Below are 17,344 nucleotides of genomic sequence, written 5' to 3'. Positions count from 1 at the left end.
GTTTTTTTGTTAGAAAATTTCCATCAGTTTATCTAATTCTTCAAGCGTTAGTTCGTCATCTCCAAGATCGCTCGGGGTCAGTTCGCCTCCATCCCGCTCTAAGCAATGATCGATCAATTGCAGCAAATAAGTTTTAAAGCTTGCGGCGACAGCGGCGACGGTGCTTTCTTTGTATTCGAGTGAATGATAGGCAATTGACATTGTCAAAATGCCGTTTTCGATATAGCCGACGATGTCTAGCGCATTCGGCTTTTCCGTTTCCGGGCTGAGCGGATCGCCGGACGGCAAAGTTGATCTCGTGAACAGACCCGAATCCGCCATCTCTGTAAACTGGCCCAAATAGTTGAAGCTGATATCACGCTTGATCGGCTGCGCCTCTTTGCCTTCTTCGGTCAAATAACGATAAATGCCATAGCCGATTCCTTTATTCGGGATGTGGCGCAATTCTTCTTTGATCTGTTTAATTTGATAGCCGATATCTTCGGAATGGCGCATTTGAATCAGCGCCGGGAACTGGCTTGTAAACCAGCCGACCGTCCGGGAAATATTCAAGCCTTCTATGATGTCCTCCCGGCCGTGTCCCTCCAAGCTGATGATAAAGTCTTCCTGCCCGGTCCACTCTTTCAGCGCCAAGCCTAACGCCGTAAGTAAAATGTCGTTCATTTCCGTGTTGTATGCTTCATGAACTTTTGTCATCAACTGTTCCGTTTCTTCTTTTGAGAGAGAAAACTCAGCCGTTTTCGTATGGCACATCCGTTTGTCCTCTGCTTCATCATCTTTAGGAAGCGGTGCCGTCTCCGCCTGCTCGACTTCCTGCCAATAGCCGATTTCTTTTGCGAAAGCTTTTGACCCTGCGTATTCTTTCAGGCGAGCCGCATATTCAGCAAAAGAGTGCGTCTTTTCTTGAAGAATGATCGGCTCCCCTTTTTCAGCCTGAGCGTACCCGGCGGCGAAATCCTCAAGGAGGATTCTCCATGAGATTCCGTCCACAACGAGATGATGAATGACGATGAGAAGATGATCGCCTTGATCCGTTTTAAAGATCGCCGCTTTCAAAAGCGGGCCTTCGGTTAAATCGATATTGCTTTGAATCCGGTTTGATGCCTTCAACACGGCAGCTTCAAGCTCAGCGCCCGATTCATTGAAGCGGATGACTTCAGGGCTAACCGCTGTTTCTTCCAGCCCTCTGTTGTACTGAACAATCCCGTCTCCATTTCGCTGATAAACCATGCGAAGTGCATCATGGTGTTCGATCAGCTTGCTTAAAGCCTTGCCTGCCGCTTCCGGGTCGAACCCTGTTAAAGCATGAAGCATGACCGACTGATTCCAGTGATGCTCGTTCGTAAATTGGCGCTCAAAGAACCAGCGCTGGATCGGCGTCAGTGTGACTTCTCCTTCGACAGGGTCTTGATCGATCGGCTGATTGTCAGCCGCTTGAACATAAGCACTGAGCTCTCCGATCGTCGGATGCTGAAACAAGTCCTTCATTTCCAGCTTCCACCCGTGCTGCTGAAGCCGGCTTGCCATCTGAATTCCTTTGATCGAGTCCCCGCCGAGCGCGAAGAAATTGTCGCTGATTCCGATTCGGTCTATACCGAGAACCTCCTGCCAAATGTCCGCCAACAGCTGTTCCGTTTCCGTGCGCGGTGCTTTGTATTCTGCTGTCTGCGCTTCGACATCAGGCTGAGGCAGCGCCCTTCGGTCGACTTTTCCGTTCGCCGTAACCGGAAGCTCATCAAGCTGCACCCAGAATGCCGGTACCATATAGTCCGGGAGCGTCTGCGCCAGCTTGCGGGCGAGGCTTTCCGGATCAAGCTGTTCGTCCGAAACGACATAGCCGCACAGCGCTTTGTTGCCGTAGGCACCTTCGATGTCGGTGACGACTGCTTCCTGAACTTCAGAAAGCCGCGAAAGCTGGACTTCGATTTCAGAAAGCTCGATCCGGAAGCCGCGGATTTTCACCTGCTGGTCGATCCGGCCGATGTACTCAAGCCGCCCGTCTTTCAGCCATTTGACCGCATCCCCCGTCCGGTACATGCGCTCGCCCGGCACAAACGGGTCTTCCGTAAAACGCTTCGCCGTTTCCTCCGGCTTGTTCAAATAGCCGCGCGCAAGCCCGCGGCCGGCGATACACAGCTCGCCCGCGACGCCGACAGGCTGAACTTCGTTGTTTTGTCCAAGCACATACGCCCGGGTATTGGCGATCGGCTTTCCGATCGAAAGCATCCCTTCTTCAGGATCGATCGCCGTGCTCGTCGCAACGACCGTGTTTTCCGTCGGCCCGTAGTTGTTGACAAGTGTGTAATTCCGTTTTTCGATCCGTTTCAGCTTGTCTCCGCCCGTAAGCAGCACGCGCAGCGACTTGTTGTCTAACTCCATGAACTGTTCGCACAGCTGTGTCGGCAGGAACGTGATCGTAATCCCGTTCTCTTCGAAGTATTGATTCAAGCGCGTAATATCCATCCGGATCGATTCATCGATGATGTGAAGCTCCGCTCCAGCGATCCAGTACGGGAACATTTCCCAGACGGAAGCATCAAAGCCAAAGCCGGCATATTTCGCGCTTTTATCCTGTTCGGTGACCGAGAATGCATCATTATGCCAATAGCACAAGTTCACGAGCGACTGATGTTCGACCATGACGCCTTTCGGCTGGCCTGTCGTGCCCGATGTGTAGATCAAGTATGCCAGGTTGTTTGGCTGTGTACCTGCCTGCGGGTTCACTTCATCATCTTTTGTGATTTCTTCGCTCAGTATCGAATCGAGAAGAAGCGTTTCACCGCTGAATTCTCCAGGTACGGCTAAGTTTGTTTGCGTCAAAAGCAGCTCTGCACCGCTGTCTCTCAGCACGTATCCGATCCGCTCGGCCGGATAGCCGGGATCGATCGGCACATAGGCCGCTCCCGCTTTCAAAATCGCGAGCACGCCGGCGGCCATTTCAAGCGAAGGCCTGACCATGATCCCGATCCGCTGTTCAGGACCAGCCCCTTTTTCGATCAGGAGGCGGGCCAGGCGGTTCGCCCGCGCGTTCAGCTCTTTGTACGTCCACTCCACGCCGTTGTACACGGCTGCCCCACGGTCAGGCGTGCGGAGGACTTGTGCTTCGAACAGCCCATGGACCGTTTTGTCCTGCGGCACGTCAAGCACTGTGTCATTCCATTCGTACACGATCCGCCGTTTTTCCGCTTCATCCAGAAGCGAAAGCTCTGAAATGCGGGCATCCGGGTTTTTCGCAACCGCTTCAAGCAGGTTGACCCAGTACTCGCTCCAGCGCTCGATCGATTCACGCTTAAAGAGAGCTGTATTGTATTCCATTTCAAAAACGAGAAGTTCGTCTTCTTCCGCCGCTGTCAGCGTCAGATCAAACTTCGCGGTCTGATGGTCAAAATCATACGGCTCAAGTGTGACCCCTTCCATTGACAAGTCTTTCAAATCGGCATTTTTCATTGAAAAGACGGCATCAAATAACGGGTTTCGGCTCATGTCGCGCTGGATGTTCAGCTTTTCGATGAGTTCTTCAAACGGGTAATCTTGATGCTCAAATGCGCCGAGCGTCGTTTCTTTCACTTCCTCAAGGAATGCAGAAAACAGCTTGTCTCCTTCAGGACGCGTTCTTATCGCAAGCGTATTGACAAACATGCCGATGATACGGTTCAAGTCGGCATGCGGCCGCCCGGCAGCCGGAGAGCCGACAATAACCTCGCTCTGTCCGCTCAGTTTTGATAATAACGCGCTGTATGAGGCAGCGAGCACCATGTATAAAGTGCTTTCCGTTTCCTTGGCCAGTTTTCTCAGCTGCTGGACAAGCTCCGGTTTCAGCGCAAAGCTGAGACGGCTTCCTTCAAACGTTTGAATAGAAGGACGCGGGTAGTCTGCCGGAAGCGTCAAAACAGGCAGTTCGCCGTCCAGCTCTTTGAGCCAGTATTCCTCCTGCATTTTGTGCCGTTCTGTCAGCAGATGCTGCTGCCATACAGAATAGTCTTTATACTGAATCCTCAGCGGTTCAAGCGCCTCTCCCGCATAAAGCCTTGTCATCTCATCGATCAGCACGCTGACGGAAGCGCCGTCTGAAATGATATGATGCATATCCACAAGCAAAAGATGTTTTTCTTCCGTGACACGTATGATGCTCATTCTAAATAACGGGGCCTTTGTTAAATCAAACGGCCTTATAAATTCTTTAATCAGCTTTTCCGCTTCTTGTTCATCTGCATCGGTGACATCAATGGTCAATTCCGCTGCTTCCCAAATCCGCTGAACAGGTTCGCCGTCCTTGATTTCAAACGTCGTGCGGAATGCTTCATGGCGCTTGATCAGCATTTGCGCGGCAGACTCGAGGCGCTTCAAATCAAGCTTCCCTTCAAGCTGGAGAACGGCCGGCATGTTATAGCTTTTCTCAGCGCCTTCGATCTGCTGAAGGACGTACAACCGTTTTTGCGCCGAAGATACGGGGTACGTTTCCTGATCCGGCGCCGCTTCAATATAAACGGCTGATTTTTTCTCAGCTTTTGCCGCCGCCTGTGCCAGGCTTTCGATTGTCGGTGCCTGGAACAAGTCTTTCAGTTGCAGGTCAACATTCATCTCTTGCTGGATGCGAGCGATGAGCGTCATTCCGAGTAAAGAGTGTCCGCCGAGTTCAAAGAAATTGTCATGCACACCGATTTTCGGTACATTGAGCACTTCCTGCCAAAGATCGGCAAGCTGCGCTTCTGTGCTGCTCCTTGGCGCCGTATATTCCTTTTGCGCCGCCTGCGCGATATCCGGTTCAGGCAGCGCCCTTCTGTCAACCTTTCCATTGCCTGTGAGCGGAAGCTCATCAAGCTGCATAAACACGGACGGGATCATGTAGCCCGGCAGACCTTCTGCCGCATGTCGGCGAAGCTCTTCACTTGAAAGCTCCTGATCGGCTGAAAAGTATGCACAGATCATTTGATCTCCCGCCCCGCTGTCAACAGCAAGAACAGCGGCTTCCTGAACCATGTCATGTGTGAGGAGATGGTGCTCGATTTCGCCCAGTTCGATTCTCTGTCCGCGAATTTTGACCTGATGATCAATCCGGCCGATAAATTCGAGGCATCCGTCGGCAAGCCATCTCGCCATATCACCCGTTCGGTAAATCTTCTCGCCGATTTTGAAAGGATGCGCTGTAAACTTTTCAGCCGTCAGTTCCGGGCGGTTAAAATAGCCGCGGACAAGGCCGTCTCCGCTGACGCATAATTCTCCCGCAACCCCTGCCGGCTGGACATTGCCGAATGAATCAAGAATCAGAACCTCCGTATTGCTGACAGGCTTTCCGATCGGTATAGCCTGCGCATCGTCCGGCACTTCGTTAACTGGATGATAAGTTGTAAAGACCGTGCTCTCAGACGGGCCATACATATGAAGCAGCCGACCTTTGCCAACTGTCTTCAAAGCTTTTCTGACATGATCGACAGATGCACGTTCGCCGCCGAACAGAACCCTGCGAAGTCCCTTCAAACTGTCCGGCCGCATGTCTGTCAGCAGATTGAATAATGCAGTTGTGATCATTAAGACGGTAACCTTTTCTTTTTCGAGTACATGTGCGAGCCGGCTCATATCAAGAATCGTGTCTTTTGGAGCTATCACCAGCTTGGCGCCGTTCAGCAATGAACCGAACACATCAAACATAAAGGCGTCAAACACATAATTTGAAATGGAAAGAACGGTATCGGATTCCATCACTTCCAAGTAATTCGCGTTTTTTACCGTACGCAAAATATTCCGGTGAGAGACCATATTGCCCTTCGGCGTCCCTGTCGTTCCAGATGTGTACGTTAGATTTGCCATTGCTTCCGGAGAAATCGGAAGACGCAAATCAGATGTATCTCCCATATAAAGATGTTCATCCTCCAGAAATAGGATGTCGCCGCCAAATTCAGCCGCCACAGCGAGCGGCTTCATCGCCTTTTGCGTTAAAAGAACCGCCGCTCCGCTGTCCTTGAAGAAATGTTGCACACGCTTTTCCGGATGATCGGGATCGATCGGCACATAAGCCCCGCCGGCTTTCAGCACAGCGAGAATGCCGATGACCATTTCAGCTGACCTGGCGGTAAGAATCGCTGCCGTCGTGCCGCCCTGCACACCTCTTTCGCGGAGGCGCCTCGCCAATTGGTTCGCTTTCCGATTGAGCTCATCGTATGACCATACTTTGTCTTCAAATTGCAAGGCAGGATGCCCGCCTCTTTCTGCCGCCTGTTCCTCGAATAGCTGAACGATCGTTTTCTCCCGCGGATAATCGCTTGTCGCGGGGTTGAACGCGACGAGCTGACGATTTGTTTCCTCTTCTGTCAAAAGGCTGTACTCGCCAATCTTGCGCAGCGGATCAGCCGTCATGTCCTCCAGAAGGTTCAAGTATGCTTTCAGCATCCTTTCAGCCGTATCTTTTTTAAACAGCTTCGTACTGTAATCCAAATCAAGAATCAATTCTCCCTGCTCTTCTTTTGCCTGCAGCGTCAGGTCGAATTTTGCAATATTGAAATTCGTTTCATAAATCGAGAGGTGCAAATCACCGAGCAGCGGAATGTCTTCCCATGCATTTTGCAAAATGAACATCGTGTCAAAGACGGGATGACGGCTTAAATCGCGAGATGCACCAAACTTTTCCGCAAGCCGCTCAAACGGATAATCCTGATGCTCAAAAGCATCGATTACCGTTTTCTTAACATCATGGAGGAAATCTGCGAACGTTCTGCCCGGGTCCACTTTTGAACGGATCGCCAGCGTATTAACAAACATGCCGATGATTCCTTCCAGATCGGAATGTCTTCGGCCGGCCGCCGGCGTCCCGACGATCACATCTTCCTGCCCGGAGTACTTTGCAAGAAACATGTTGTACGCGGACAACATGACCATGTACAATGTCGCGCCGTTTTGCTCTGCCAGCACGGCTAATTTTTCTTTCATGTCTTTTGGCAGGACTGCGGATACCCTGTCTCCTTCAAAGCTTTGAACAGGCGGCCTCGGCTCATCCGTCATCAGCTGGAGTACGGGAAGCTCGCTGGCAAACACGCTTTGCCAATAGGCCTCTTCTTTTTGAAAACCTTCTTGTGCCTGCGTCCTTTGCCAGAAAGCATAATCTTTGTAATGCAAATGCGGCTCCGGCAGTTCCTCCCCTTTATACAGCACGGCCAGCTCATTCAATATGATCGAAATCGACACGCCGTCAGATACGAGGTGATGCATATCGAACAACAGCAGATGTCTGCTGTCTGCAAGACGGACGAGGCCTGCTCTCATCAGCGGAGCTTTGGCAAGATCAAAGCGGCGGACAAAAGATTTCGCCATTTGTTCGATCGGCTTGTCCTCTGCCTCGACTTTCTCAATCCTAAACTGAACCGTTTGATGAATGATCTGCCTCGGCTCGCCATCGACAACTGTAAACGAAGTGCGCAGCGCCTCATGCCTATCAATCAGTTTTTGAAAAGCAGCTTCAAGACGCTGAAGATCGAGGGTGCCCTCAAGCATCGCCGCGGCCGGCATATTGTAGCCGACTCCGGCATCCTCCAGCTGGCTGACGATATAGATTCGCTGCTGCGCCAATGAGAGAGGATAATCGTCACTTTCCGGCGCCGGTTCAATAACCGTGAATCCGTCTTTTTCCGCTTCAGAAACAAAGTCGCTCAGCGCCGCTACTGTCGGCTTTTCAAATAGGACTTGCAGCGGAACCTCGACACCGAAAGCTTTATGAATTTTTGCCAACATGACCATCGCTTTGAGAGAATGGCCGCCCAGGTCAAAAAACTGGTCGTTGATTCCGACTTGTTCAGCTCCAAGCACTTCCTGCCATATACCTACCATTTTTTCTTCATATTCATTTCTCGGCGCCTCATACTCTGCAGCCCCGCTGACAGAGACTTCATGACGAAGCAGCGCTTTCCGGTCGACTTTGCCGCTTGCTGTCAGCGGTATTTCATCAAGCTCGACAAAGCATGAAGGGACCATATAGTCGGGCAGATGCTTGGATAAGTGCTCCCTCACCACCTGAAGGTGAAACTTTCCGCCTTGTTTCGGCACGATATAAGCGCAAACCTCAAGGCTGCCGCCGGTTTCATGCCGCGCGAGGACAACTGCCTTTTCGACAGCAGGGGCTTCTTGCAGCACCGACTCTATCTCGCCAAGCTCGATCCGGTAGCCGCGGATTTTCACTTGATCGTCTTTTCGGCCGATAAAATCAACCGTACCGTCAGGAAGCCAACGTGCAGCATCCCCTGTTCGATACATGAGACCTCCGGGGACAAACGGGTCTTCCAAGAACTTGTCTCTGGTCATGTCAGGCAAGTTCAAATAGCCTCGCCCGACTCCGTCTCCTGCAATATACAATTCCCCTTCGACGCCATCAGGAAGGAGTGCACCGTTTTCATCCAAAATATAAAAACGGTTGTTTCCTATCGGTCGGCCGATCGGTACATAGGCCGTATCGTATTGAAGATCCGTGCGGTTTGTCATCGTAAAAGAAGAGGCATCCACACAAGTTTCCGTCGGTCCGTAAACATTCGTAACATCAGGCACGGATTCAGCTGTTTCTGCAAATAACTGAAGCAGCCTTTCCGTCGCGACCCTTGATAAAGCCTCTCCTCCAACAAGCATATGTCTCAGCTTGACGCCTGAAAGATCATCAGCCGCAGACAAAAGCTGCAAATGAGCCGGCGTACAGTCTGTCACATCGATTTGATGCCGGCGGTAATAAGCCGATAAAGCGCGTCCGTCGGAAACCGTCTTTTTCGGAACGATGTACAACGTTTGGCCGAGCAATAGAGACGTAAAAATCTGCTGAACGGAAGCATCAAAATGAAACGGAGCCAGAAGTGCCAGTTTCAAATCATCCTGATCGTATGTACCAACAGCCTGCTGAAGCCCTCTTACAAGATGGTGAACCTGCTTGTGTTCAATCATGACGCCTTTTGGACGGCCTGTTGTTCCGGAAGTATAAATGATATATGCAAGGTGCCCGGCGCCTGCCTCTGAAGACGGATGGCCGTTTTCCCGCGATTCAGAAAGCGCTTCGCTGAACCGCACAGTTTCGGGCGTTTCAAAAGTCAGCCCGCTGTCTGTGATAACCGCTTTGGCCTTAGAATCCTCCAGCATAAAACGGATTCTTTCTTCCGGAAATCCGGGATCGATCGGTACATAAGCTCCGCCGGCTTTCAAAACGCCCAGCATCGCCGTGATGACCCGCTCTGACCGCTCCATTACTATCGCAGCCGGAGCGTCAGGCCCGATGCCTCTTCTCCGAAGCGCATTTGCTAAACGATTTGATTGTTCATTCAGCTCGCGGTACGAAAGTTTTTGTCCTTCATATACAACCGCGGTTTTTTCAGGACGATCGGCTGCTATTTGTTCAAATAAACCGTGCAGGGTCATGTTCTTGTCATATGCAATGGTTTGGCTTGATGCACGCTTTAACAGCTGCTCTTTTTCAAAAGCGGGAACAATCTCCAGTTCAGCGATTGTTTTTTGCGGAGACAGCAGGGCATCTTTAAGCAGCGTCATCAGCCGTTCATATAAAATGGCCATTTCTTCACAGGTAAAAAGCTCCTCCCTGTAATCAAAATCAATCGCAAGCGTACCGGTGTCCCATCTCTCTTTCACGTGAATGGAAATATCGTTTACTTCATTGCCGCTGAAAATCGGCTCAGTAAGAAATGACACCGTTTCTTTTTGCTGCCATTGCATAACCTGGTATTCCAGTGAGACGGCGAACAATTTGCTGACATGCGGCTGTCTTTCCCGCAAATCATTAATCAACAGATTGTACGGATACTTTTGATGCCGAATGATTTTCAGCTGGTCTTTCATTCTTTCCTGCACAAATGCACTAAAGTCTTGGTGTACATCAATGGAGGCTTTCATCGGAATCGTCGACACGAACATTCCGAGCATCTGTTTTTCTTTTGCATTTGTCCGGTTACCCATAAATGTTCCAAGAACGACGTCTTTTTGTCCGGTTACCCGGTGCATATAAATGTGCAGAATGGATAGGAACAGTGAGAGTACACTTATGTTATGTTCATTACAATACGTTTGAATTTTTTTATACAGGGCAGGGGAAATCTCTTTTGAAAAGCGAGCTGCATCCAATTGGATCTGATACGTATCGCTCGCTTTTAACGATACGGGCTCCGGAATCACTTCATATTGTGCGTTCCAATATGCTTTATCCTTCTGGAACCGCTTCGAATTTTCATACTCCAATTCACTCTGAATGTGTTCCGTAAATGATGACTGTACAGGTTCGAGGTCGGTTTCCCCTTTGGCAAGCTTCAAATAAATGTCTGTGATCCGGTTGCCCAGGATCGTCATGGAAATACCATCGGAAATGATATGATGAACTTTTGCAAAAAACCAGCTTTCTTCTTCACTGATGCGAACAACGGCAAATTTAAACAGCGGACTTTCATACAAAGGCAGAGGTCTGCGCGCCTCAGCTTGTCCCCATTTAAGAACGCCGTCTGCTCCTCCGCTTTCTGAAGCGTCAAAATATTCAATCTGGAAAGGTTCGTCTTCCGCTATATACTGCTTCGGCTCATCCTCTCCTTCAAACATCAGCCTGAATCGCATGGTTTCATTCGTACGAACAAACTGGCGAATGGCTTCAGTCAATAACCCGGAATCGATTCCGGATGCAGATTTTAATTTTCCAAAGCCGCTCAAATTTGAAACACTTGTGCCGGGATAGAACTTTTCCGTGTACCAAATTCGCCTTTGAGCATGTGTCAGCGGGTAAAATGTGTTTCCCATTCTTTATTCCTCCTTTATCTCTTGTTATGTATGACGATGCGAACAGCCAATCCGCAATGCAATGTTGCGGTTTTGCGATGAGCGAAAAACGCTGTCACAGATTTGTCGTTTCCAATAAAACATTATATTGGAAATAAAAAGAAAAGAGCCCACCCGAATAAAAACGGGCGAACTCCCTGTTTATTCGGCAACCTGTCAACCGTAGCACTGTCAGCACCTTAGGCCATGGCTTTGCGTCCCTGCGTTTCCGCAGGTTTGCCTTTATCTGCTTTTCTTGATATAAATTCATTTTCTGCTCACAGTTCACTTTAAATGAAAATTTTGTTTTTTTCACCGAAAAATAGGTGAAAAGTTTCATGCGGGATGCCGAATGTTATCCATGAATGTTAATGCGTGATCCCGAAATCGACAAAAAAATATGCGGGAAAACGAAAAAAATCGTTTAAACCCGCAAAATATTCCAAATCTTAGATGAAGAGTGTATTAAAATATTAAAAAAACAGCATGAATTTCATAAATAACTCATGAAAGTCCGTTAAAGCTTCAGTATTTCCTTTTACAATATTCATTCAATTAAAACGTTTCTTTTACCCGGCTTTTTAAACTGACGGGAAAAGACAAACCGGCTTGCAAAAACATTGAAGCAGAACGGTAAATTTGCTGAACTGTCTCATTCTCTTCCGATGTTCCATACAAATAAGCAGGCTGAGTTTCGCCTGCTACATGGATTTTGAGAGCCCGATCGTCCGCTCGATGATGATCAGCGCAATCACTGAAACTGTGATAAAAATAACCGAAATCGCATTAACGCTCGGATCAAACGTCTGGTCAATATAGCTGAACGTACGAACCGGTACAGGCGTGACAGCCGGTGAAGAAACAAACAGACTGATTGAGATTTCTCCGAATGACGTTACTGCGGCAAAAACGGCTCCCGCAATGATTCCCGGTTTAATGAGCGGCAAGGTGACATGAAAAAAGGTATGCCAGGGACCTGCGCCGAGATTCATGGATGCCAGCTCAAGCTTCGGATCCACGTTTGCCATGCTGACTCCGACCGTCCGAACAACATACGGAAGGCTGATCAGCATATGCCCGGCGGCCAGCCCGGCAAACGTGCCGTTTATCCCAATTATTGTCAATAAATAGAGAAAGGACACGCCTAATGCGATTTGGGGAATCATCAACGGCGATAAAATAAAAGCCTGAATCGCCTGTTTTCCAGGAAAGTTGAGCCGCGCCAATGCATAGGCCGCAACAGTTCCAAGGATCACCGCAAGAGGCGTTACAACGAGGAGCAGCATACAGCTGACCCAAATCGATTCCATCCAGCCGGTGCTGCTGAAAACTCCGGCAAACCAGCGCAGCGAGACGCCTGATGGCGGGAACTTCGGATATTCGTCCGGGCTGAAAGCCGACAGTATGATCACAAAGACAGGCAGCGCCAAAAAAAGGTATACCAATAAACCCGCAGTCCAAACACACGCATCAATCCATTTTCCCCCAGACAGACGGCGGAATCGTCTACCCATTTATTCTCGCCTCCCAACGCTTTTGGAAAAAGCCAAGGATTCCGATGACCACGCTGACAACGGCTAATAAAGTAATCGCCATGGCGGCTGCAAGAGGAAGATGAAAGACTTGCATGACCTGCTGATAGATTGACAACGGCAGCAATGGCTGCATCCTTCCCCCGACGAGAAGAGGCGTAATATAGCTTCCTGCAGAAAGCGAAAACACGATCATTGCTCCTGTCAGCAATCCTGGAACCGTCATCGGCAAGGTCACGAAAAAAAATGTCCGCAGCCTCCCCGCTCCAAGGCTCATCGAAGCAAATTTAAGATCGGGTTTCACTTCGCTTAAAGAACCTGCGAGCGGCAGCACAGCAAACGGCAACATAACCTGGACATATGCAATGATGACGGCGTTCATATTCCATAAAAGTGGCAGGGGCTTTTCAATCACCTTCATGCTGATAAGCACCTCATTGACGATCCCGTTTTGCGAAAGCAGCACAATCCAGGAAAACGTCCGAATGACTACACTGGTCAATAAAGGAGATACAAGCAAAATGTAAAACAAAGCCCGCAGCCTGCCGGTTTGCGCCTTAACGAGTAAATATGCCGCCGGATACGCCATCACAAGGCATAGAACAGTGGTCTTCAACGCCGTCCAAAGCGTTATACCGATTGTTTTCAAATAAATGTCTGAAGAAAACACTTCGATATATTGAGAAAAACTATACGTATCGAGCGCATTCATCATAGCGTCCACGTCTCTGAAACTTAAAAACAGCAGCAGAACAAGCGGCAAAACAAGAAAAACGCCGAGAAATAAAAGGACAGGAACAAGCAAAAACCAATAAAATCGTTTTTGTTCAACAGCACCCATCTGCATCCTCCTTTACATCCAGCGGAACAAAATCGTCCGGCTCCAAAGAAAGATACACTTGATCTCCCGCCTTCGGCAATCTTGGAAATTGAGGATCGGGCGCCTGAATGATCCATTCACCTTTGAAAACAGCTGCTTTCAGCCTGAGAGCATGCCCGGCATAACTGACTTCCGTTAACGTTGCAGGCATTTCAATCAGCCTGTTCTTCTGCTTCTCGAAGGAAACTGAGATTCTCTCAGGCCGCACCATAAACAATACAGAGGATTTTTTTAAGAGATTCTGGTTGATTTCAAAAGTCAGCGGAACGCCTTCATACACTTCGAAATCGATCGCTTCGTAGCCGTAACCGCCCGCTGAAGGCTGTACCTCCGACTTACGCGCTTTCAGCAAATTGACCTGTCCGATAAATTCGGCGACAAATTGATTGGCAGGCGTGCGGTACACGTCCAACGGAGTGCCAAGCTGCTGAAGCCTGCCGCGTCCAAGAATTCCAATTCTGTCTGATAAGCTTAAAGCCTCCTCCTGATCGTGCGTCACTAAAATCGTTGTAATGCCGACGCGCTTTTGGATACTGCGCAGCTCCGTCTGCATTTCCTTTCGAAGTTTCGCATCCAGGTTGCTCAGCGGCTCGTCAAGCAAAAGCACAGACGGCTGAACGGCCAATGCCCGGGCAATCGCCACCCGCTGCTGCTGGCCCCCGCTCAGCTGACGGGGCATGCGTTTAGCAAACGCTTCAAGCCTGACAAGAGCGAGGCATTCCATCACCCGTTCTTCAATCTTGCGGCGGGGCCATTTTCGAACTTTCAATCCGTATGCAACATTGTCAAATACGCTGAGATGCGGAAATAAAGCATAATCCTGAAAAACCATTCCGATATGTCGGTCGTATGGCGGCAAATCAGTTACATCTCGTCCTCCTATATATACAAAACCTGACGTCGGTTCAAGGAACCCGGCAATGACATTAAGGAGCGTTGACTTTCCGCAGCCGCTCGGACCGAGGAGAGAGAAAAACTCCCCTTCTTTGACTTCAAGCTGTACGTCTTCCAATGCGATGGTGTTTTCGAAATGCCGGCTGACATGCTGAATCTGAATTGTACTCATGTTTGTCACCTATTTTCCGCCAAGTACTTGATTCCAGCGATTTGTCCAATCGCCTAGATCTTTTGCAGCAACTTCATAGTCAACCCATTTTAAATTCCTGTAATAGTCCTCCCCTACTTTGATCTTTCCTTTTAATTTATCGCTGTATTTCACTTTTTTATTGGCCATGCCGTAAAACGTTCTATCGGCAAAATCTCCTTGCACTTCTGGACTGAGCAGATGATTTAACAGCTTGTATGCGTTATCCTGATTAGGACTTCCCTTCACTAAAGCCCAGCTTGCAACTGCTGCGACTGCACCTTCCTCAGGGTACGCAAATCCCAGGTCAAGACCGGCATCCTGCAAAGAAAAAGCGCGTCCGTCCCAAAACGGAACAACCCATGCATCCCCGCGTTCCAGAAGCGTTTGTATCGAGCCCGGATTATCTGGATAGGCCGTTATGTTGTTCTTTAAATCCGCCAAACTGTTGAACGCTTTATCCACGTCTTTCCCATTTGACTCCAGGCCGCCCTGGGCATTGATTAATCCTACAAAAAACTGAAGTCCTGCCGAATAAGCCGGCGATGATATGGCCACATGACCTTTATAGCTGCTGTTCCAAAGATCCGTCCAGCGCTTAGGCTCCTGTGGTACAAGATCCTTTCGGTAGACAATTCCGAGCTGTCCCATACTGAAACCGGCCGCATACTGCTTTCCATCATCGGTGAAGCGTTTCTGAACTGAATGGTACAGATCGCGGACATTCGGAACCTTTTCCTGATCAATCGGCGCCAGCAATCCCGCCGACTGTGCCCTGTGAATCGTATCCGGCTGCAGGATTAAGAGATCATACGGAGCATTTCTGCCATTCGATGCTTTGAGCTTTGTGAACCACTCAGAGTCTGTCCCTGCGACGACTTTGACCTTCAGCCCTGTTTCTTTTTCAAAAGATTCAAGGCTCGGCTTGATATGTTTTTCCCAATCGCCCCCATAGACTCCGATAACGACTGTATCTGATTGTTTGCTTTCCTGACTTCCGTTTCCGCCGCAGCTCGAAAGGAGGATCACCGATACAAGAGACAGAATAAATAAAGCAGAAATTTTACTTTTCATTGTCATCTCACCATTCCCGTGTTATTTTTGCCAGCCAGTTTTTCCACAGCGGCCGCAACGTCGCCTTTACTGATCGGACCTTTATATTCTTTTAAAAAATAACGGTGGACTAAATGTTTAACATGTGATCGTTGATGAGCCGGAAGCTGTCGCAGAAGCCGGGCCAATGTGCTGCTGGCTTCCTCTGTCCAGCGCCGTTCGTATTCTTCTCTGGCGATTCCGAAATCCCATTGTTTCCGATGTTCGCCTGCCTTCTTTTTTCTGATTTCAGCTGTTTCTTCCAGATCAATAATGAAGGAGCCTGCACCGTTTTCTTTTACAGCCGCGCCGTATTGGCGATAGGCCGCTTCCGGGCTCAGCAAGCCCGCTTCAACTTCTCTCAAAATCGATTCAGCTTCCCGGCTGAAGGGATTTCCCCAGCCTCCGCCGCCAGGTGAATGAATGCTGATAACATCCCCTTTGTTGAGCTTTAGAACGTCGATCTTCGAAATCGTTTTCTCCTGAGGCTGATCCGGATAAAGGCGCACTCGCCCGAGCGCTCCTGCCGTTCCCCCGGCGAGCCCCCACGGATGAAAACGCATCCTCTCCATCCCCCTTGCGGTCACAATGGATTCTGATACCGCCGCTTCAAACTCCAGCCCGATTGCATGGCCGCCCCTGTGAAAACCGGCTCCGGCGGTATTTTTGATCAGCTCATAGCGGCGAACATGGATGTCAATATGCTGTTCAAGGCTTTCAATCGGCGTATTTTTCAAAAATCCGGAGGCATGGTCAATTCCGTCTGCTCCGTCCATGTCATGCTGGCCGCCTCCTCCGCCTCCCATCGGTTCGACCACCGACATCTTCCGGCCGCCCGTTGATTCGTCGGGAACCGACAGTACGACAATCGCTGACTGACCGGCGCCTGCTGCAGGCACAGCTTTCGGAAGCGCCTTGGCCAAAGCGCCCAGTACAGCATTATAAAGTCTCATCGTGATCGAATGACGAATGCCGACCGCCGCTGGATATTCCGGATGAACGAGCGTACCCTTTGGAGCGATAACTTTGATCGGCCTTGTCAGTCCCCCGTTAATCGGAATATACGGGTCTTCACTTATGATATAGTTGATCAGGCCCTGGTATAGAAATGAATGTTTGCTTCCATTAGTGACAAGGTTAAATGCGGTTTTCACCTGAGGATCACAGTCTGAAAAGTCCAATGTGATTTCCCCTCCCGAGACATTTGCCGTAACAGCCAAGCGGATCGGAACGTCAGAAATCATATCGTCATCAAGATAATCTGAAAAACTGTATGTGCCTTCCGGAATCCTGCTCATAACCCGGCCGGCTCTCATCGCTGATTGTTCGAGCAAATCATCCATTCCTTGTTGGACCGCTTCTTTTCCAAACTTTCCGACCATCTCTGTCAATCGATTCTCCGCCGTATTGACCGCGGCCACCATCGCATGAATATCCCCTTCATTTAAATCGGGAACCCTGCTGTTTGCCCGCAAAACATTCAATATATCGCGATTTTCTCTTCCCGATTTGTAAATCCTTACCGGCGGTATCCTCAGGCCTTCCTGATGGATGTCTGTCGCTGTCGGCGAAATGCTTGCCGGGACAAGGCCGCCGACATCGCTGCAATGGACAAAACACCATGCATAACTGATGACCTCGCCCTCCATGAAAATCGGCTTCACCACATGAATATCAGGCAAGTGGGTCGCCAGTCCGTCCGTTGTATAGGGATCGTTTGTGAGGATAATGTCTCCCGGTTCAAATGGGCCGCTTTCTTCGATGACCCGTTTTAATGAAAGCCCTAAAAAAATCGTGACGCCGACCGTTTTCGGATAAACGAAAAATTCCCCTTCCGGCGTTGCAAGCGCAGTAGCGAAATCAGCTGATTCTTTTACAAATGTGGTAAAGGACGTCCGTTCAATAACGTGCCCCATTCCCGCGGCTATCGCGTTAAAGTAGCTTCTCATTATTTCAAGCCGAGCAGGATCTGTGCGCATG

General features: G+C 49.5%; 6 protein-coding genes and 1 riboswitch. All 6 genes read right to left on the bottom strand.

Annotation, left to right across the window (positions count from 1 at the left end; genetic code table 11):
* Positions 1-9: 9 nt before the first annotated feature.
* The 6 genes from licA to MKX80_RS02160 all read right to left on the bottom strand — a co-directional run bounded on the left by licA (position 10) and on the right by MKX80_RS02160 (position 17,343).
* On the bottom strand, positions 10-10,758 hold the full coding sequence (gene licA / locus MKX80_RS02185; protein ID WP_339227856.1) for a lichenysin non-ribosomal peptide synthetase LicA: 10,749 nt from the start codon (positions 10,756-10,758) through the stop codon (positions 10-12).
* A gap of 183 nt (positions 10,759-10,941) precedes the next feature.
* Positions 10,942-11,028: riboswitch (cyclic di-GMP riboswitch) on the bottom strand.
* Between the two features lie 449 nt (positions 11,029-11,477).
* Positions 11,478-12,290 carry an ABC transporter permease gene (locus tag MKX80_RS02180; protein WP_268342625.1) on the bottom strand — a complete coding sequence of 271 codons (813 nt, stop codon included), beginning with the start codon at positions 12,288-12,290 and terminating at the stop codon, positions 11,478-11,480.
* Entirely contained in the window at positions 12,283-13,149 is an 867-nt protein-coding gene (locus MKX80_RS02175; protein WP_268342624.1) for an ABC transporter permease, read from the bottom strand. Before MKX80_RS02175 ends, MKX80_RS02180 begins: the two co-directional genes overlap by 8 nt.
* The gene (locus MKX80_RS02170; RefSeq protein WP_154995479.1) at positions 13,136-14,254 is read right to left on the bottom strand and encodes an ABC transporter ATP-binding protein; all 1,119 of its coding nucleotides are present in this window, start codon (positions 14,252-14,254) and stop codon (positions 13,136-13,138) included. The genes MKX80_RS02175 and MKX80_RS02170 overlap by 14 nt, the downstream gene beginning before the upstream one ends.
* Before the next feature lie 9 nt (positions 14,255-14,263).
* Positions 14,264-15,346 carry an ABC transporter substrate-binding protein gene (locus tag MKX80_RS02165; protein WP_216930758.1) on the bottom strand — a complete coding sequence of 361 codons (1,083 nt, stop codon included), beginning with the start codon at positions 15,344-15,346 and terminating at the stop codon, positions 14,264-14,266.
* Between the two features lie 2 nt (positions 15,347-15,348).
* A complete protein-coding gene (locus MKX80_RS02160) occupies positions 15,349-17,343 on the bottom strand; it encodes a hydantoinase B/oxoprolinase family protein (protein ID WP_268342623.1) in 1,995 nt (664 codons plus the stop codon).
* Position 17,344: the final 1 nt, after the last annotated feature.

This window comes from Bacillus sp. FSL K6-0972 (genome assembly GCF_037976035.1).
Taxonomy (GTDB): domain Bacteria; phylum Bacillota; class Bacilli; order Bacillales; family Bacillaceae; genus Bacillus; species Bacillus haynesii.
The sequence above is the reverse complement of the archived record's forward strand: the minus strand, read 5'-3'. Positions and strand labels throughout refer to the sequence as shown.